At 70.2% G+C, this 18,232-nt stretch carries 16 protein-coding genes; 9 read left to right on the top strand and 7 right to left on the bottom strand.

Annotated features, from left to right (window positions below; all coding sequences use genetic code 11):
* Positions 1 to 2: 2 nt before the first annotated feature.
* The 4 genes from J3P31_RS19315 to J3P31_RS19300 form a co-directional block, all read right to left on the bottom strand.
* Complete coding sequence (locus J3P31_RS19315; RefSeq protein ID WP_210530161.1) at positions 3 to 185, bottom strand: DUF2160 family membrane protein; 183 nt, start codon at positions 183 to 185, stop codon at positions 3 to 5.
* 5 nt (positions 186 to 190) lie between these two features.
* Positions 191 to 1,036: a carbohydrate ABC transporter permease gene (locus J3P31_RS19310; RefSeq protein WP_210530160.1), complete on the bottom strand. Its 846-nt coding sequence runs from the start codon at positions 1,034 to 1,036 to the stop codon at positions 191 to 193.
* Positions 1,033 to 1,908: a carbohydrate ABC transporter permease gene (locus J3P31_RS19305; protein ID WP_210530159.1), complete on the bottom strand. Its 876-nt coding sequence runs from the start codon at positions 1,906 to 1,908 to the stop codon at positions 1,033 to 1,035. The genes J3P31_RS19310 and J3P31_RS19305 overlap by 4 nt, the downstream gene beginning before the upstream one ends.
* Before the next feature lie 98 nt (positions 1,909 to 2,006).
* Positions 2,007 to 3,422, bottom strand: coding sequence for an extracellular solute-binding protein (locus J3P31_RS19300; protein ID WP_210530158.1), 1,416 nt, complete (start codon positions 3,420 to 3,422; stop codon positions 2,007 to 2,009).
* A 230-nt stretch (positions 3,423 to 3,652) separates the two neighbouring features.
* Here J3P31_RS19300 and J3P31_RS19295 point away from each other — a divergent pair, with 230 nt between their 5' ends.
* Together J3P31_RS19295 and J3P31_RS19290 are read left to right on the top strand one after the other, a co-directional pair.
* Positions 3,653 to 4,618 (top strand): sugar-binding transcriptional regulator, encoded by a 966-nt coding sequence (locus J3P31_RS19295; protein ID WP_210530157.1) that lies wholly within the window; start codon positions 3,653 to 3,655, stop codon positions 4,616 to 4,618.
* Positions 4,615 to 5,346 carry an HAD family hydrolase gene (locus J3P31_RS19290; RefSeq protein WP_210530156.1) on the top strand — a complete coding sequence of 244 codons (732 nt, stop codon included), beginning with the start codon at positions 4,615 to 4,617 and terminating at the stop codon, positions 5,344 to 5,346. The genes J3P31_RS19295 and J3P31_RS19290 overlap by 4 nt, the downstream gene beginning before the upstream one ends.
* A gap of 150 nt (positions 5,347 to 5,496) precedes the next feature.
* On the opposite strand, the gene J3P31_RS19285 is transcribed toward J3P31_RS19290, so the two are convergent.
* From J3P31_RS19285 to J3P31_RS19275, 3 genes are read right to left on the bottom strand one after another with little or no spacing between them, the layout of a single operon-like run.
* The gene (locus tag J3P31_RS19285) at positions 5,497 to 7,773 is read right to left on the bottom strand and encodes an FdhF/YdeP family oxidoreductase (protein ID WP_210530155.1); all 2,277 of its coding nucleotides are present in this window, start codon (positions 7,771 to 7,773) and stop codon (positions 5,497 to 5,499) included.
* A gap of 5 nt (positions 7,774 to 7,778) precedes the next feature.
* Complete coding sequence (locus J3P31_RS19280) at positions 7,779 to 8,987, bottom strand: PQQ-dependent sugar dehydrogenase (RefSeq protein ID WP_210530154.1); 1,209 nt, start codon at positions 8,985 to 8,987, stop codon at positions 7,779 to 7,781.
* A gap of 14 nt (positions 8,988 to 9,001) precedes the next feature.
* Positions 9,002 to 10,090, bottom strand: a complete 1,089-nt coding sequence (locus J3P31_RS19275) for a catalase family protein (protein ID WP_210530153.1) — start codon at positions 10,088 to 10,090, stop codon at positions 9,002 to 9,004.
* Positions 10,091 to 10,391: 301 nt separating this feature from the next.
* Here J3P31_RS19275 and J3P31_RS19270 point away from each other — a divergent pair, with 301 nt between their 5' ends.
* From J3P31_RS19270 to J3P31_RS19240, 7 genes are read left to right on the top strand one after another with little or no spacing between them, the layout of a single operon-like run.
* Positions 10,392 to 11,453 carry a transporter substrate-binding protein gene (locus J3P31_RS19270; protein WP_210530152.1) on the top strand — a complete coding sequence of 354 codons (1,062 nt, stop codon included), beginning with the start codon at positions 10,392 to 10,394 and terminating at the stop codon, positions 11,451 to 11,453.
* A complete protein-coding gene (locus J3P31_RS19265) occupies positions 11,450 to 12,043 on the top strand; it encodes an ANTAR domain-containing response regulator (protein WP_210530151.1) in 594 nt (197 codons plus the stop codon). The genes J3P31_RS19270 and J3P31_RS19265 overlap by 4 nt, the downstream gene beginning before the upstream one ends.
* Positions 12,021 to 12,902, top strand: a complete 882-nt coding sequence (locus tag J3P31_RS19260; protein ID WP_368373118.1) for an ABC transporter permease — start codon at positions 12,021 to 12,023, stop codon at positions 12,900 to 12,902. Before J3P31_RS19265 ends, J3P31_RS19260 begins: the two co-directional genes overlap by 23 nt.
* A complete protein-coding gene (locus J3P31_RS19255; protein WP_210530149.1) occupies positions 12,902 to 13,822 on the top strand; it encodes an ABC transporter permease in 921 nt (306 codons plus the stop codon). The genes J3P31_RS19260 and J3P31_RS19255 overlap by 1 nt, the downstream gene beginning before the upstream one ends.
* 21 nt (positions 13,823 to 13,843) lie before the next feature.
* Positions 13,844 to 15,475 carry an ABC transporter substrate-binding protein gene (locus J3P31_RS19250; RefSeq protein WP_210530148.1) on the top strand — a complete coding sequence of 544 codons (1,632 nt, stop codon included), beginning with the start codon at positions 13,844 to 13,846 and terminating at the stop codon, positions 15,473 to 15,475.
* A 5-nt stretch (positions 15,476 to 15,480) separates the two neighbouring features.
* Entirely contained in the window at positions 15,481 to 16,425 is a 945-nt protein-coding gene (locus J3P31_RS19245; RefSeq protein WP_210530147.1) for an acetamidase/formamidase family protein, read from the top strand.
* On the top strand, positions 16,422 to 18,197 hold the full coding sequence (locus J3P31_RS19240) for an ABC transporter ATP-binding protein (RefSeq protein WP_210530146.1): 1,776 nt from the start codon (positions 16,422 to 16,424) through the stop codon (positions 18,195 to 18,197). The genes J3P31_RS19245 and J3P31_RS19240 overlap by 4 nt, the downstream gene beginning before the upstream one ends.
* Positions 18,198 to 18,232: the final 35 nt, after the last annotated feature.

Here is an 18,232-nt window from a genome sequence, read left to right as displayed (position 1 = left end):
AACTATCCCCTTCTCACGATCACCGCGCCCAGGATCACGGACAGCACCGTCGCGATCCAGAGGGGCAGGGTGGGTTCCAGGAAGCGCATCCACAGGAGATGGATGGCGACGAACAGCACGACCGAGATGAAGACGCGGTCGAAGGCATTGGTGCGGATGGGCAGGAAGCCCCGGCGGTCGGGCATGGCGATCATCCCTTGACGGCTCCGAAGGTGAGGCCGGCGACGATGTGCTTCTGCACGAGCGCCAGCACGAGCGCGGCGGGCAGCAGCGTGAGCATCGCCACGGCGGCCATCTGGCCCCAGTTGGTGCCCGTGACGGTGACGAACTCGGCCAGGCCCGTGGTGATGGTGCGGGCGTTCACCGAGGTCAGGGTGGAGGCGAACAGGTACTCGTTCCAGGCGAAGACCCAGGTCAGGATGCCCGTCACCGCGATCCCGGGGCCGGCCAGGGGGATGATGACGGTCCGCAGCACCTGCCAGGTCGAGGCGCCGTCGACATAGGCGGCCTCGTCCAGCTCGGCCGGGATGCCGTCGATGATCCCCTGCAGCAGCCAGAAGGCGAAGGGCAGGTTCAGCACGCAGTAGAGCAGGATGAGCCCGATCCGCGTGTCGAAGAGCGACCATTCGCCGACCGAGAAGACCCCGGTGAACAGGAGGTAGAGCGGCAGCAGGAAGGCGGCGGGCGGGGCCATCCGGTTGGTCAGCACCCAGAAGAAGATGTTGTCCTTGCCCTTCATCCGGTAGCGCGACATCGCATAGGCCGCCAGCAGCCCCAGCGCGCACACGAGCGCGGCGTTCGCCGTCGAGACGATCAGCGAGTTCAGCATGTACTTCTGGAAGGCCGGGTTCGTGATGACGATGGCGTAGTTGTCCCAGGTCATCCGGCCGATGTTCAGCAGGAAGCTCGGCTTCCCGAACAGGTCCGCGCGCTGCTTCACGGACACCAGGAACATCCACCAGATCGGCACCAGGGTCATGAGCGAGAACAGCACCCAGAGCGCGAAGGTGATCCACTTCGATCCGGCGCGGGTCATAGCGGGCGCTCCTTGCGGGCGGTCATCGCGACATACAGCAGCCAGCAGATGACGATGGTGAGATACAGGGTCAGAAGCGACATCGCCGATCCATAGCCGTAGTCGGTCTTGGGAAAGACGATCTTCCAGATGTGCAGGCCGATGAAGCGCGTCTCGGCGCCGGGACCGCCCTGGGTCAGCATCCAGACCTCGTCGACCACGCGCAGGGCGTCCATGATGCGGATGAAGATCGTGGTCAGCAGCACCGGCTTCATGGCCGGCAGGATGATGTCCCAGAAGATCTGGACCTCGTTGGCGCCGTCGATCCGGGCCTGCTCGACCGGCTCCTGCGGAAGGTTCGACAGGCCCGCCAGCAGCGTCAGCGTCACGAAGGGCGTCCAGTGCCAGATGTCCATCAGGACCACGGAGGCGAAGGCCTGGTCGGGGAACATCGAAAGCCGGTAGTCGATGCCGAACCAGTTCTTCAGGTAGTAGGGGATGGGGCCTAGCCCCGGCACCGTCATCAGCCGCCAGGTCGCGCCCACGGCGATGGGGGCGATCATCAGCGGCAGCGTGTGGACGGCGCGGAAGAACTTCTTGAACGGGAAGTCCCGCATCATCAGCCGCGCGAGCGCGAAGCCGATCGCCACCTGGCTGACGAGCACATAGAGCGTGAACTTGAGCGTGAGCCAGATCGACTTGAGGAACTCGGCGTCATGGACCAGCCGGCGGAAGTTGTTGGCCGCGGCCCATTGCGGCTCGGGGTTCACCGCGAACAGGTTCCAGTCGAAGAACGACGTGAGAAGCACGTAGATGAACGGCATCACGCCGGTGAAGACAAGGATGACGATGGTCGGCAGCAGGAGCAGCCAGCCCGTGGTCGAGGAGCGCATGTCGGTGAGATCCCGGAGGAGGTGGGGCGCCTTGGCCCGAGGCTCGGGGCCCGGCTTGGGGGCCGGGGCGCGGACTGGCGCGCCCCGGCGATCCGGCGTCAGTTGGCCGTGTAGCCCAGGTTCTTGAGCTCGGTCTCGGTGGTCTCGGCCATCTTGTCGAGGGCTTCCTGCGGCGTGAGGTTGCCGATGATGGCCTCGTAGATGAAGGGCGCGGTCGCCTCGCGGACCTGGTTGTGGAACGGGTAGGGCGGAGCGCCGGCGAAGAGGTCGCCGCTGTCCTTCATCAGCGTGAAGTAGTGGTCGGTCTTGGCGTCGATCTCCTGGACCTTGGGATCGTCGTAGGTGCTGTTCAGCACGATGCGGCCGCCGGCCTCGGCCCAGTCGGCCTGGACCTCGGGCTGCGCGATGTATTCCATGAACAGCAGGGCCGCTTCCTTGTTCTTGGAGGAATGCGGGATCCCGAAGGCGCCGCCGTCATAGTAGCCGATGTAGCCGTTGCCGGCCTGGGCTTCCTCCATCACGCCCTCGGCGGTCGGGGGAAGGGCCACGCCGACATTGCCCACGACCGAGGACTTCTCGGCGTTGGTGGCGATCCAGGTGGCGTTCTCGCCGTAGACGAGGCCCTGCGCCGCGCGGCCGGCGGCGAAGGAGGACGCGACCTCGTCCCAGGTCGAGGCGGTCGCCTCGGGCGGGGCGTACTTGATGAGGTCGAGCCAGAAGGTCAGCGCCTCGACGGCCTCGGGCGAGTTCATCCGGCCGCCATGCTCCACCGAGGCGGTCCAGGTGTCCTGGTTGATGCCCCAGTTGTAGACGCCATAGAGCGGCGCGATCGATTCCCAGAACTCGTACCAGGATGCGGGGTGGCCCGAGGCGGCCTGGACGGTGGTGCCGTAAAGCTCCTCGCCGTTGTCGAGGCCGTACTGGGTGAAGAACTCGGCGATGTCGTGCCATTGCTGGAACGTCTTGGCCGGGGCGAGCTCGTAGCCGTACTTCTCCTGGAAGGAGGCCTTGATCTCGGGGTTCTCGAACAGGTCCTTGCGGTAAAGGTAGACCTTGATGAAGGCTTCCATCGGGACGCCGAACACGTCGCCGTCGGCGTTCTTGAAGTAGTCGATGAAGCTCGTGAAGTTGTCGAAGCTGAACTCCGGATTCACGAGGGCGGGGTTCTCCGCCATCATCTTGGTCATGTCGACCAGGAAGTCGCGCGACAGGTAGGAATAGATCGCGTCCTGCTCGATGTAGACGAAGTCATAGATGCCGGACCCGGCTTCCATGTCCTTGATCGCCTTGTCGTACATCTGATCCCAGGAGGTCGTCTCGAACTCCACCTGGATGCCGGTCGCCTCGGTGAACTTGGGCGCGAGCACGTCGCGGACGTAGTTGGACGGCGGGGTGCTTTCGGACACGCCGCGGATCGTGACGCCCTGATAGGCGGCTCCGGCGTCGGACCAGAAATCGGCCATCGCCGGCGAGGCGACGGCCAGGGCCACGAAGGACGTGGCGAGATGGCGCATGAACACGGTGCTTCCTCCCTGCCGATCGGCCCCCGTCCGGGAGGTTCGCCGGCATGTTGTTACTCTCCCCCCTGCCGATCCGTCTGCGGGATCCGGTCAGGACATCGCCAAGCTACTCAAGCGCGATAAGATGTAAAGAGATATTTACAGTTGTATCCCGAACAGGCCAGAAATGGGCAGGCGCACCGGGCGGGCACGAATCCGACCCGGCGCCGAAGGGAGGGGACCGGATGGCATCGGGGATCGTGTCCGAGGACAGCGAGGAATTCCTCGTGCAGCTCGCCTGGCTGTACTTCGTCGACGGCATGACCCAGTCCGAGATCGCGGACCGGCTGGGGGTGACGCGGCTGCGGGTGAACCGGGGGATCGGGCTCGCCCGGTCGCGGGGCCTCGTGCGCTTCGAGATGGCGAGCCCCTTCGCCGCGACGGTGGACCTCCAGGCCCGGCTGGCCGAACGGTTCGGGCTGAGGTTCGCGCGGGTGGGCCTGGCGAACCGGGCGGCCTATGACGCGCACCAGGCGGTCGGGACGGCCCTGGCCTACTTCCTGGAGGAGGGCCTGTCCCGCGGGCTCTGGGGCAGCATCGGCGTGTCCTGGGGCAACACCATCGAGAACGCGATCCGCGGCCTGCGGACCCGGAGCCTGCCGGAGCTGGAGGTCGTGTCGATGATCGGCGGCACGATGTCGGGGGTGAGCTTCAACAGCTTCGGCGTGGCGGCGAACCTCGCGCAGCGGCTGGGCGCGCGGCACTCCGTCCTGGCGGCCCCCATCTACTTCGAGACCCACGAGATGGCCGAGGCCGTGCTGGCCAGCCCCCCCTTCCGCGAGCAGCTCCGCAAGGCCGAATCGGTGGACGTCGCGATCCTCGTGACGGGGGACCTGTCGCGGCGGTCCTACCTCGTCCGGGATGGCCTGCCCTGCGACGTGACGCTCGAGGACCTGGCCCGGGGCGGGGCGGTGGGCGACGTGCTGGGCCAGTTCCTCGACCGGCAGGGCGCACCGATCGACCACCCCATCAACCGGCGGGTGGTGGGCGTGCCGGTGGACCGGCTGCCCGGGATGCGCGAGGTGGTCCTCGCCGCCGCCGGGCCGCACAAGGTTGCCATCATGGCGGCGCAGATGGAGGCGGGGCTGGTGCACGGGCTCATCACCGACGACGTCACGGCCGAGCTGCTGCTGGGGGAGGGCGGGCGATGAACGCGTCATCCGCGCCGGGACCCCGGCCCGACCTCGTGATCTTCGACTTCGACGGCTGCCTCGTGGACAGCGAGGCCATGGCGCTCGAGATCCTGGCGGAGCTTCTGGCGGAGCTGGGGGCGCCCGAGGATGTCGGGGCGCTCCGCCGCTTTCTGGGCGTGTCGCTGCACGTGGTGCTGGAGCACGTGGCCCGGGCCACGGGCCGGCCTTGCCCGCCGGACTTTGCCGCAGAATGGCACCGGAGGCTCTTTGCCGCCTACGAGCGCGAGCTTCGCGTCATGGCCGGCGCGGCGGAGTTCCTCGACCGGCTGGATGCGCTCGGGCTGCCCTGCTGCATCGCCTCGGGGGCCGCGACGCCGCGCCTCGAGGCCGCGCTGCGGCTGTCGGGGCTGGCGGGGCGCTTTGCCGGCCGGGCCTACAGCGCCGACCTGGTGGCGCATGGCAAGCCCGCGCCGGACCTGTTCCTGCTGGCGGCCGCGCGGCAGGGCACGCGGCCCGAGCGCTGCGTCGTCGTCGAGGACGCGACCTCGGGCGTGAAGGGTGCCGTGGCGGCGGGGATGCGCGTGCTGGGCTTTGTCGGGGGCTCCCATCTCGAGGGCGTGCGCGAGGCCCATGCCCTGCGCCTGCGCGAGGCCGGGGCGGCGGCGGTGTATGCGGACTACGAGCGTCTGGCCCACGATCTCCTGGGTGACGAGGTGGCGGGCGGACCCGCGGGCGCGGGGTCCTGAGGCAAGGGCGGTCATGGGCGGTCTCCTGGGTCATGGACCCCGGCGGCCGACGGCCCCGGGTCCTTGGCCGCAGGATCGGGGATCGCGGTTGACGATCCCTTGGGCCACCGGGCGTTGCGGTAACGCCCGGTTAACCCCTTGGCCCGGTCCTCAGGCTTCGATGCGGACGGGCGTGCCCTTGTAGGCGGGGGTCTTGGACAGCTCGTCGTGGAGCGACAGGGGAACGAGCGGGTTGGCCTCGGGGTAGTAGGCCGCCAGGCAGCGGTCGGGCAGGTCGTAGGCCGTGACCCTGAGCCCGCCGACCTCGCGCCGGTGGCCGTCCTCCTCGGCGCAGACGAGGCGCACCGCCTGTCCCTCGCGCAGGCCTGCGCGCGCGATCTCCTCGGGGTTCATGAGGACGATCATGCGGTCGGTGTCGAGGTTCCGGAGCCGGTCCGAGTAGCCGTAGATCGTGGTGTTGAACTGGTCGTTCGAGCGCAGCGTGACGAGCGTGTATTCGCCGTCCCGAAGCTCGCGCCCCAGCGACAGGAGCGAAGGAGGCACCGTGAACTCGGCCTTGCCGCTGTCGGTCTTCCACCGGCGGTCGCGGGCGGCGTTGCCGCGATAGAAGCCGCCCGGGGTGTAGAGCCGCCCGTTGAAGTCGGCGAACTGGTCGGGCCAGGTCCTTTCGATCAGGTCGCGGACCTTGCCGTAGTCGCCGACCCAGTCGTCCCAGGTCACCCGGGGGTTGGGGTCCAGCGTCGCCTTGGCGATCCCGGCGACGATGGCCGGCTCGGAGCGCAGGGCGTCCGAGGCCGGAGTGCGACGCCCCAGCGAGCCGTGGATGTGGCTCAGGCTGTCCTCCATCGACACGGCCTGCGGGCCGGTGGCCTGAAGGTCCTCCTCGGCCCGCACGAGGCAGGGCAGGAGCCACATGGCCGGGCAGGTCAGGAGGTGCGAGCGGTTGAGCTTGGTCGCGATCTGGACATTGAGCGCGAGGTCGCGCCAGGCGGGCTGCACCCGCGCCGTGTCCGAGATCGCATGGGCGAAGTTGCCGCCCAGCGACAGGAAGCCCCTGACCGTCCCGTCGAGCACGCCCTGCGCCGCCTCGATGGTGGTGTGGCCCTTGTCGCGGGGCGGCTCGAAGCCGAACATCTCCCGAAGCTGGTCGAGGGGGGCCAGCTCGGGTTTCTCGGTGATGCCGACGGTGCGCTGGCCCTGCACGTTGGAGTGGCCGCGCACGGGCGAGATGCCGGTGCCGGGCCGCCCGATGTTGCCGCGCAGCAGGAGCAGGTTCACCAGCATCGCGATGCTGTCGGAGCCGTGGACGTGCTGCGTGAGGCCCATGCCGTAGATGCCGATCGCGGCCTTGGCGCGGGCGTAGGTTTCGGCCACGGGGACCAGCTCGCCGCGCGTGAGGCCCGAGGCCGCCTCGATGGCGGTCCAGTCGGTGGCCCGGGCGAAGGCCCGCAGCTCCTCGTAGCCCCTGGTGTTCTCGGCCACGAAGGCGCGGTCCACGATCCCGCCCTCCTCGTCCTCGATCTCCAGCACCCGCTTCACCAGGCCCAGGATCGCCGCGATGTCGCCGCCCGGGCGGACCTGCAGGTAGGTCTCGGAGATGGGCGTGGCCGAGCCCAGGGTCATCTGCAGGGGGCTCTGGGGGTTCTTGAACTTGACGAGCCCGGCCTCGCGGACCGGGTTGAAGGTGACGATGTGGCAGCCGCGCTTGGCCGCCTGCTGGAGCGGGTGCAGGAAGCGCGGGCTGTTGGTGCCGGTGTTCTGCCCGAAGAACAGGAGCATGTCGCAATGGTCGAAGTCCTCGAGCACGCAGGTGCCGACGGGCGAGCCGATCACCTTCTTGAGCCCGACGCTGGTCGTCTCGTGGCACATGTTCGAGCTGTCGGGCATGTTGTTGTGCCCGTACATCCGCCCGAAGAGCTGCCACAGGTAGGAGGTCTCGAGGCTGGCGCGGCCCGAGGTGTAGAAGACCACCGACTTGGGATCGAGCTTGCGCAGCTCGGCCCCGATGCCGGCGAAGGCCTCCTCCCAGGTGGTTTCCCGGTACTTGTCCGTCGCGGGATCGTAGCGGAGCGGGTGGGTGAGCCGGCCCTGCCTCTCAAGGTCGTGGTCGGACCAGCCCAGGAGCTCGGTCACCGTGTGCCGCGCGAAGACGTCGGGGCCGCAGCGGGCCGAGGTCAGGTCCCAGATGGTGGCCTTGGCCCCGTTCTCGCAGAACTCGAAGGGGTGGGGGTCCTTGGGCTTTGTCCAGGCGCAGGAGGTGCACATGTGCCCGCCCGGCTTGTTCTGGACGCGGAGGGTGTCGAGCACGGCCGGCATGGGCTTCATCTCGGCCATGATCTTGGCCATGCCCTCGACCGAGCCCCAGCCGCCCGCGCCCTCGCGGTAGTAGGGGGTGTCCTCGCGCTGGCCTTCCGCGTCGTCCGCCATGGGGTTCAGCCCTCCGTCGCGCTGATCCGGTACATAATCCCCTGGGTGTCGTCGCCCAGGAGAAGATCCCCGTCCGCGGTCTGCGCAAGGCCCACGAGCCGGCCGAGGAAGCCGTAGCGCGGGCCGTCGTATTCGATCAGGAAGCCGGTCGCGAAGGGCTCCCAGGACAGGGGGCGGCCGTCCTCGAAGTCGATGCGCGCGATCTCGTAGCCCGAGGGCGGACGGCGGTTCCACGAGCCGCGCATGGCGATGAAGGCGTCGCCGCGATAGGCCTCGGGGAAGGCGTCCCCGGTGTAGAAGACCATCTGCATGGGCGCGGCGTGCGGGGTGTAGCCCTGGACGGGCTCCTCGCTGCGGGCGGCCCAGTCCTCCAGGGTGCCCTCGCCGGGGGGCGGGTTGTCCTGCGGGTTGATCTGGTCGTTCCCGTAGATGTAGGGCCAGCCGTATTGCTGGCCGTCCTCGATGAGGTTCAGCTCCTCGATCTGCTCCTCGTCGCCCAGCCAGTCGATGCCGTGGTCGGCGCCCCAGAGCGCGCCGGTCTCCGGGTGGAAGCCGAAGCCGATGGTGTTGCGGAGGCCGCTGGCGAAGATCGTGCGGCCCAAGCCGTCGGGCTGCATCCGGAGCATGGTCGCGCTTTCCTCCGAGGTCTCGGCGCAGGCGTTGCAGGTCGAGCCGACCGAGACGTAGAGCAGCCCGTCGGGCCCGATCGCGAGCGTGCGGTTCGGGTGCTGGCCGCCGTCGGGCAGGTCGTCCACCACCGGGGTCAGGTCGCCGAAGGAGCCGTCCGGCGCGATGGGCGCGGTGAAGACCTCCTTGACCGTGGCGAGGTAGGCGGTGTCGCCCTCGATCCAGATGCCGTGCATCTGGTCGGCGGTGGCGACCGTCTCGTGGTCCTCGAAGGCGCCGTCGCCGTCGGCGTCGATCAGGCGGATGACGTCGCCCTCCTCGCGGCGGGTCGCGTAGACGTGGTCGCCATGCACGGCGAGCATCCGGATCCCGCCCAGGTCCCGGCCCGCGACCGAAACCTCGAACCCGTCGGGCACGGTGATGAGCGCGGCCAGTTCCGCGTCGTCCGGCACGGCGACGGGTTCGGGCTCGAGGATGCTGCCGGTGACGGTGGCGTCGGAGTATTCGCCGACCTTGCCCTCGACCTGCGCGAGGGCGCCCTGGGCCAGCAGGAGGATGGGAAGGCTCGCGAGGGGGATGCGGGTCATGGGCGGGACGCTCCTCATGGGGACAGCTCGGCGCTGGTGGGCTCGTGGATGGGGCAGCCGTTGACCTCGGCGCGGAACCGGGCCGAGGCCTCGTAGGTCCGCTTCCGCACCCGGTTGATCGCGCCGAGCGGTTGGTGCGCCGCAAGGCCCGTCCAGGGGGAGAAGCGCAGGCGGTCGTCCACCTCGGCGTTGCGGGCGGGGCTCCAGGAGGGCTGCGGCTCGGCGCGAAGGCGCGCGACGGGAAGGAAGGGGCTCTCGTCCTCGTCCCAGCGGACGGTGGCATCCTCGATCGGCATGGTCTCCGGGTCGCGGCAGAGCTGGACCCGCAGCTCCCATTCCATGGGCGCGGCGCGGGTGTCGCGGTCCACCGTCTCGCGGATCGCGTCGGGCCGGCCCGCGACCGGGATCTCCTCGCCCGCGTGGCGGGTCAGGGACTCCGAGACGGGAACGAGGGCGTACTTGGCCACATGGTCGCCGTGCCGGAAGGCGGTCTGGGTGTAGTAGGTTTCGCCCAGGGGATGCACGCTCGGCGCGCCGCCCAGGGTCTTGAGCGTCGCGCTTTCCGTGCCCACCGCCTCCAGCGCCTTCTCGGCGGTGCGAAGGACGGCCGAGAGCGCCTTCTTGGCCCATTCGGCGCGGTCGGTGGTCTTGGCCAGGAGCTGCAGGTTCCCGAGGAACTGCCTGGCGGTCCTGGCCCCGAAGGCGGGGGCGTTGACCATCAGGAAGTCCTGCGTGCTGTCGCCCTCGGAGCCGTCCAGCCGGTCGCCCTTCACGTCCATCACCTTGAGCGACGCCCCGCGCGGCAGGGTCACGCTGTCGTCGAGGATGTCGCCCGGGTTGGTGGACAGGCGCAGCAGCGCCGGATGATCGCCGGGCGTGGCGAAGAGCCCCTGCGCCAGCTCGGGCGCAAGGCCCGGAAGCACCGTCAGCCGGGCCGTGACGAAGCCGTGCGCCTTGGCGTGGACCGAGCGGAGGGCATGGCCCTCGTCCCGGGCGGTCGTGGCCATGATCTCGTGCAGGGCCCCTTCGAGGCCGGCGATGGTCTCGTCCTCCTCCGGCTCGGGGCGTTCCATCTGCGGCGCATAGAGCAGGGGAGGCTTCATGGACGGCATCCTTGGTGGAGTCGCCGCCCAACGGGCAACGGCTCGGCCCGGTTCCGGCCGAACGCCGGGGCCCGCCGTCGCGGGCGGGGCGTCCCACGGCTGCCGCAGGCTTGCGCGCCGGTGCACGAATTCGTGCAGCCGCCGGCCCGGAGCCGGATTTCCCAGGGGCGCGGGCTTGACGCCTGCGGCGGCGGCCGTTCTTGTGGCGGGGACATACCGGGCCCGCCCCGGACGGCATCCGAGCCTCGCGCTGCGCGTTCCCCGAGAACCCGCGGCGCGGGGCTTTTGTTTTGGAGAGCGCATGCGGCGCGTCGAGATCGGCCTCCTGTATTCCCGCTCGGGGAGCTATCGGCTCCTGTCGGAGGCCTGCCGCGCGGGGGCGCTGCGGGCCATCGGGGAGGTCAACGCCGACCCGGACCTCGGCCTGCGCCTCGTGCCGGTGGAGCGCGACCCGGGCGGGGAGGCGGACGCCTATGCCCCGCTCTGCGCCGAGATCCTGGCCGCGGGCGCGCGGCATGTCGTGGGCTGCATCACCTCCCTGAGCCGCAAGGAGGTTATCCCCACGCTCGAGCGGATGGGGGGCATCCTGTGGTACGCCTGCCCCTACGAGGGCTTCGAGGCGTCGAGCCAGGTCGTCTACACCCACGCCTGCCCGAACCAGCATCTGGTGCCGCTGCTGCGCTGGGCCTTTCCGCGCTTTGGCCGGCGGGCGGTCCTCACGGGGTCCAACTACATCTGGGGCTGGGAGATGAACCGCGTGGCCCGCGGCCTGATCGGCGAAGCCGGGGGCGAGGTGCTGGCCGAGCGTTACCTGGCCATGGGCGACGTGGACGTGGGGCGCATGGTGGCCGAGATCCGGGCGACCCGGCCGGACTTCGTGCTGAACAACCTCGTGGGGGCCTCGTCCCACGCCTTCCTGGAGGCGATGGCGCGGCTCGGGCGCGAGGACCCGGCCTTCGGACCCGCGCATTGCCCCATCCTGAGCTGCAACCTGACCGAGTGCGAGCTGCCCGCGCTGGGCGCGGCGGCCGAGGGGCTGATCTCGGCAGGCCCCTATTTCCGCGACGGCGCCGGGGCGGGGTCCTCCTTCGAGGCGGCGGCCCATGCCTCGGTCCGATTCCTGGCCGAGCGGCTGTCGCGCCACCCGGAGGCGGGCCTCGACGACCTGCTGGCCCGGCCCGGCGGCGGGCTCGCCATAGATCCGGCCACCCACCACGCCACGCTGCCCGTCCTGATCGCGCAGGTCGAGGATGGCGTGTTCCGGGTGCGGGAGCGGTGGGAGGCCGTGCCGCCCGACCCTTATCTCGCGCGGCGCGACCGCCTTGCCCTGCCGCGTCCCCAGCTGTCCGTGGTGGCGCCATGAGGCGGCTGCGCGTGCCCGACCTGGGGGGCGCCCGGGCCGTCATCCTGCATCGCCCGCACCCGACCGTGCAGGCCCTGGTGCGCCAGCTGTCCGCCATCGGCCTGCAGGCCGAGGCGCATTGGCCGGACCTTCCGGCCTCGGCGCTGGGCGCGGATTTCGTCTTCTTCGACATGGATATGGGTCATGACGAGCAGTTCCCCTGGAAACCCGGGCAGGCGCCCATGCCCATGATCGCGCTGATCGGCTCGGAGGCGCCGGGGCGCGTGGAATGGGCGCTGGGCATGGGGGCGGACGCGCAGCTCCTCAAGCCCGTGGGCGACAGCGGGGTCTACAGCGCCCTGCTGATCGCGCGGGCGGGGTTCGAGGCGCGCCGGACGCTCGCGACCGAGATCGAGGGGCTGCGGGCCCGGCTGGCCGAGCGGCAGACGGTGGTGCGCGCGGTCACGATCCTGGCCGCCGGGCAGGACGACGAGGCCGCCTATGCGGAGTTGCGCCGCCTGGCCATGTCCTGGCGCGTCACCATCGAGGAGGCGGCCGCCCGCGTCGTCGCGAACGGGGAGGCCGGCCGTGTCCGACGCCGTCCTTCCTGAGCCGCGCCGCCGCACGGCGCTGGCCCGCCTCGCGCGGCGGCCGCTCGCCGTGCTGGGCCTGGTCATCATCGCCGTGACCGTGGCGGCGGCCCTGGCCGCGCCCTGGATCGCCCCCTTCGGCCGGGACGAGCAGCTCTTCGAGGGGCTGACGCTGGAGGGCGCGCCGATGCCGCCGGGCGGGGCCTTCCTGCTCGGGACGGACCTCCTGGGGCGGGACCTTCTCACCCGCATCCTTTACGGCGCGCGGACCTCGCTGGTGATCGGGGTGGTGGCGAACGGGATGGCGCTGCTGATCGGGACGCTGGTGGGCGTCACGGCGGGCTACTTCCGGGGCTGGGCCGGCAGCGTGCTGATGCGCTTCACCGACCTGATGATGGCCTTCCCGGCGCTGCTGCTGGCCATCTGCCTCGCCGCCATCTTCACGCCCTCGCTCTGGATCGTGGCGCTGGTCATCGCGCTGGTGAACTGGGTGCAGGTCGCGCGCGTCCTGTACACCGAGACGACCTCGCTGGCCGAGCGGGACTTCATCGCGGCCGAACGGGCCATCGGCGCCGGGAACGGCCGCATCCTTTGGCTCCACATCCTGCCGCACCTCGTCCCGACGATCATCGTCTGGGGCACGCTCGGCATCTCGACCACCGTGCTCCTCGAGGCGACGCTGAGCTTCCTCGGCATCGGCGTGCAGCCGCCCGAGCCGTCCTGGGGCAACATCATCTTCGAGAACCAGACCTATTTCCAGGCCGCGCCCTGGCTCGTGTTCTTTCCCGGCATGGCGATCCTGCTGCTGGCGCTGGCCTTCAACCTCGTGGGGGATGCGCTGCGCGACGTGCTCGACCCGACGCAGAGGGGACGCGGCTGATGGCGGGCTATCTCCTGCGGCGGCTGGTGCAGTCGGTGCTGATCCTCCTGGGCGTGACGCTGGTCACCTTCTTCCTGCTGTACGTCCTGCCCGCCGACCCTGTGAGGCAGATCGCCGGGCGGTCGGCCACCGCCGAGACGGTCGAAAGCATCCGCCGGCAGCTCGGGCTCGACCAGCCCTTCTGGGTCCAGTACGGCCGCTACCTCTGGAACCTCCTGCACCTCGACCTGGGGCGCAGCTACCTCCAGCGGTCCAACGTGTCCGAGCTGATCTGGGCGCGGCTGCCGCCCACGCTCCTGCTCATGGCCGGGGCCATCGTCTGCGAGCTGATCCTGGGCCTGACCATGGGCATCGTCGCGGCGCTGCGCCGGGGCACCGCCACCGACAACGGCCTGATGATCGCGAGCTTCGTCGGCGTCTCGGCCCCGCAGTTCGTGGTGGGCCTGCTGATGCTCTACCTGTTCGGGGTCAGGCTCCACTGGCTGCCCATCAGCGGCTACGGCACCTTCGCGCATCTCGTCCTGCCCTCGCTCACCCTGGGGATCCTGGGGGCGGGCTGGTATTCGCGGATGATGCGGTCGAGCATGGTCGAGGTGATGCGGCAGGACTTCATCCGCACCGCCCGCGCCAAGGGCCTCGCCCGCCGCCGCGTGATCCTGCGCCACGCGCTGCCCAACGCGATCCTGCCCATCATCGCCATGATCGGCATCGACATCGGCATCTTCATGGGCGGCATCGTCGTGGTGGAAAGCGTCTTCGGCTGGCCCGGCATCGGCCAGCTCGCCTGGCAGGCGATCCAGCGCGTCGACATCCCGATCATCATGGGCGTCACCCTCGTGTCCGCCGTCGCCATCGTCCTGGGGAACCTGCTGGCGGACCTCGTCACGCCGCTGATCGACCCCCGCATCCGCCTTCGCTGAACACCAACACGGGAGCCAAGAATGAAAAGACTGCTCGCCTCGACCGCGCTGATGGTGGCCCTGGCCGCCCCGGCCCTCGCGCAGGACCAGGACACCTACACGCCCGACCCGAACGCCACGCCCGGCGGGTCGATCACCATCACCTACAAGGACGACGTGGCGACGCTCGACCCGGCCATCGGCTACGACTGGCAGAACTGGTCGATGATCAAGTCGCTCTTCGACGGGCTGATGGACTACGTCCCCGGCACGACCGACCTGCGCCCCGGCCTGGCCGAAAGCTACGAGATCTCCGAGGACGGCCTCACCTACACCTTCCATCTCCGCCCCGGCGTGAAATTCCACAACGGGCGCGAGATGACGGCCGAGGACGTGGTCTATTCGCTCAGCCGCGTGACCAACCCGGCGACCCAGTCCCCCGGCGCAGGCTTCTTCGGCATGATCGAAGGCTTCGATGCCATGATGGACGGCTCGGCCACGACGCTGTCGGGCGTCACCGCGGTCGATCCCCAGACCGTGCAGATCAAGCTGAGCCGCCCGGACGCGACCTTCCTCCATGTCATGGCGCTCAACTTCGCGTCGGTGGTCCCGCGCGAGGCCGTCGAGGCGGCGGGCGAGGACTTCGGCCGGCAGCCGGTCGGGACCGGCGCGTTCCGGCTGGCCGAATGGACGCTGGGCCAGCGGCTCGTGTTCGAGAAGAACCCCGACTACTGGCGCGAGGGCGTGCCCTACCTGGACCAGATCACCTTCGAGGTCGGGCAGGAGCCGGTCGTGGCGCTGCTGCGGCTGCAGAACGGCGAGATCGACGTCCCCGGCGATGGCATCCCGCCCGCGAAGTTCCAGGAGGTGATGAACGACCCCGCACAGGCCGAGCACGTCGTGCAGGGCGGGCAGCTCCAGACCGGCTACATCACCATGAACGTCACCCAGCCGCCCTTCGACAACGTCGACGTGCGTCGCGCGGTCAACATGGCGATCAACAAGGACCGCATCGTCCAGATCATCAACGGCCGGGCGATCCCCGCGAACCAGCCGCTGCCCCCGTCGATGCCGGGCTACACCGAGGGCCAGGAGGGCTACGCCTACGATCCCGAGGGCGCCAAGGCGCTGCTGGCGCAGGCCGGATTCGCGGACGGGATCGACACCGAGCTTTATGTGATGAACACCGACCCGAACCCGCGCATCGCCCAGGCGATCCAGCAGGATCTCGCGGCGGTGGGCATCAACGCGTCGATCCAGAGCCTGGCGCAGGCCAACGTGATCGAGGCGGGCGGGGCAGGCACCGCGCCCATGATCTGGTCGGGCGGCATGGCCTGGATCGCCGACTTCCCGGACCCGGCGAATTTCTACTACCCGATCCTGGGCTGCGCCGGCGCCGTCGAGGGCGGCTGGAACTGGTCCAAGTACTGCAACGAGGAGCTGGACGCGATGGCGACCCAGGCGGACTCCATCTCGGACCCCGCCCGGTCCGAGGAGCGGCTCAAGCTCTGGTCGGACGTCTACGCCAAGGTCATGGAGGACGCCGTCTGGGCCCCGGTCTTCAACGAGGAACGCTACACCATGAAGTCCGCGCGCATGGGCGGGGATGACAGCCTGTACGTCGATCCGGTGTCGATCCCCGTCAACTACGACTACGTCTACGTGACCGAGTAAGCATCATGTGCAAGGCCTGCGATTACACGATCCACGGGCACCAGAGCCATTTCGGCTGGGACAACTCGCTTGTCCCGGCCGAACGGGTGGCCCCCGGATCGACCATCCTGTTCCACTGCCACGACAGCTCGGCGGGCCAGCTCGGGCCCGGATCCGTGCTGCAGGACGTGATCGACCTCGACTTCGGCAAGATCAACCCGGTGTCCGGGCCGATCTACGTCGAAGGGGCCGAGCCCGGCGACGCGCTCAAGATCACGCTGGACAGCTTCGCGCCCTCGGGCTGGGGCTGGACGGCGAACATCCCGGGCTTCGGGCTCCTTGCCGACCAGTTCAAGGACCCCGCGCTGATCGTCTGGGAGTATGACGCCCAGACGATGGCCCCGGCGATGTGGGGCTCGCAGGCGCGCGTGCCGCTCAAGCCCTTCACCGGGACCATCGGCAATGCGCTGGCCGAGCCGGGGCACCATTCGGTGGTGCCGCCCCGGCGGGTGGGCGGCAACCTCGACATCCGGGACATGGGGGTCGGGACGACGCTCTACCTGCCCATCGAGGTCGCGGGCGCGCTCTTCTCGGTGGGCGACACCCACGCCGCGCAGGGCGACGGCGAGGTCTGCGGCACGGCCATCGAAAGCCCCATGGACGTGGTGCTGACGCTGGACCTGGTGAAGGGCGCGAACCTGCGGACGCCGCGCTTCACCACGGCGGGGCCGGTCACGCGGCACCTGGACGCCAAGGGCTACGAGGTCACGACCGGCATCGGCCCGGACCTCATGGCCGGGGCGCGGGACGCGGTGGCGAACATGATCGACCTCCTTTGCGCCACGCGCGGCATGTCGGCGGTCGAGGCCTACATGCTCTGCTCGACCTGCGGCGACCTCCGCATCTCCGAGGTCGTGGACGCGCCGAGCTGGGTGGTGAGCTTCTACTTCCCCCGGTGCGTGTTCGAATGACGCTGGCCCATGCGCCAGGGGCAGGGGCTGCGCAGGCCCCCGCCGATCCCGTCCTCTCGGTCGAGGGGCTCACCGTCTCGGTCGCGACCGAGGCCGGGCTCCGGCCGCTCGTGCAGGGCATCTCCTTCGATCTCCGCCGGGGGGAGACGCTGGCCATCGCGGGCGAGTCGGGGTCGGGCAAGTCCATCACGTCGCTGGCCATCATGGGCCTGCTGCCCACGAACGTGCGGGCCACGGCGGGGGCGGTGCGGCTGGCGGGCACCGACCTCCTCCGGCTGCCCGAGGCGCGGATGCGGGCCATACGGGGCGACCGCGTCGCCATGATCTTCCAGGAGCCGATGACCTCGCTCAACCCGGTGATGACCGTGGGCGCGCAGCTCGTCGAGGCCATCGAGGCGCACGAGCCCATGGCCCGGGGCCAGGCGCAGGCGCGGGCGCTGGAGGCCCTGAAGGCCGTCCGCCTGTCCGAGCCCGAGCACCGGCTCCGGCAGTACCCCCACGAGCTGTCGGGCGGGATGCGCCAGCGGGTGGTGATCGCCATGGCCATCGCGCTCCGCCCCGACGTGCTGATCGCGGACGAGCCCACGACCGCGCTCGACGTGACGGTGCAGCGCGAGGTGCTGGACCTCCTGCGCGACCTGCGGCGCGAGTTGGGGACGGCCATCGTGCTCATCACCCACGACATGGGCGTCGTGGCCGAGATGGCCGACCGGGTCATCGTGATGAAGGACGGCGCGGTGGTCGAGGACGGGCCGGTGGTCCGGATCTTCGACGCGCCCGCCAAGGACTACACCCGCGCCCTCCTGGCCGCCGTGCCCCGGATGGGCGCCCGTCCGCTGGAGGACGCGGCGGCCCCGAAGGCCCCCGTCTGCTCGCTGCGGGACCTCACCGTGCGGTTCGACCTCAAGCGCGGGATGCTGGGGCGGACGACCCACCGCGTCCATGCGGTCGAGGGCGTGTCGTGCGACATCCGGGCGGGCGAGACCTTCGCGCTGGTGGGCGAATCCGGCTGCGGGAAGTCCACCATCGCCAAGACCATCGCGGGCCTCGTGCCCTTCGACGGGGAGATCACCCTGGCCGGGCACGCGCTCCGGCGGCAGTCCGACGTGACGCGGGCGGTGCGGCGGGACGCGCAGATCGTCTTCCAGGACCCGGCCGCCGCTCTCGATCCCCGGATGCGGGTCGGCGACCTCGTGGCCGAGCCGCTGGTGATCCACGGGATCGGCACGCGCGAGGAGCGCCGCGCCACGGTGGAGCAGCTGTTCGAGCGCGTGGGGCTGACCCGCGCCCAGATCGACCGCTACCCGCACGAGTTCTCGGGCGGGCAGCGGCAGCGCATCTGCATCGCCCGCGCGCTGGCGCTCCGCCCCAAGCTGATCGTCGCGGACGAGAGCGTCTCGGCTCTCGACGTGTCGGTGCAGGCGCGCGTGCTGCAGCTCCTGCGCGAGCTGAAGGAGGACATGGGGGTGTCCTTCCTCTTCATCTCGCACGACATGGCGGTGGTGGACTCGATCGCCGACCGCGTCGCCGTGATGTTCCTGGGGCAGATCATGGAGATGGGCACCCGCGCGCAGGTCTTCGGCGATCCGCGCCACCCCTATACGCGCCGCCTGATCGAGGCCGTGCCGGTGCCCGATCCCTCCCATGTGCATCCGGCCCGGGCCCGCATGGCGACCGAGGTGCCCAGCCCGGTGCGGCGGCGCGACGACCCGCCCCCGCGCCGCGTCCTGCGGGACGTGGGGGGAGGCCATCTGGTCGCAGCCGAAGGGTGAACCTCGGCTGGACCGCGCCCGAGCCTTGACGACCC

The organism is Rubellimicrobium arenae, from assembly GCF_017916275.1.
Taxonomy (GTDB): Bacteria; Pseudomonadota; Alphaproteobacteria; order Rhodobacterales; family Rhodobacteraceae; genus Rubellimicrobium; species Rubellimicrobium arenae.
Note: the sequence above shows the minus strand (reverse complement) of the source record. Positions and strands in the feature narration are given on the sequence as shown.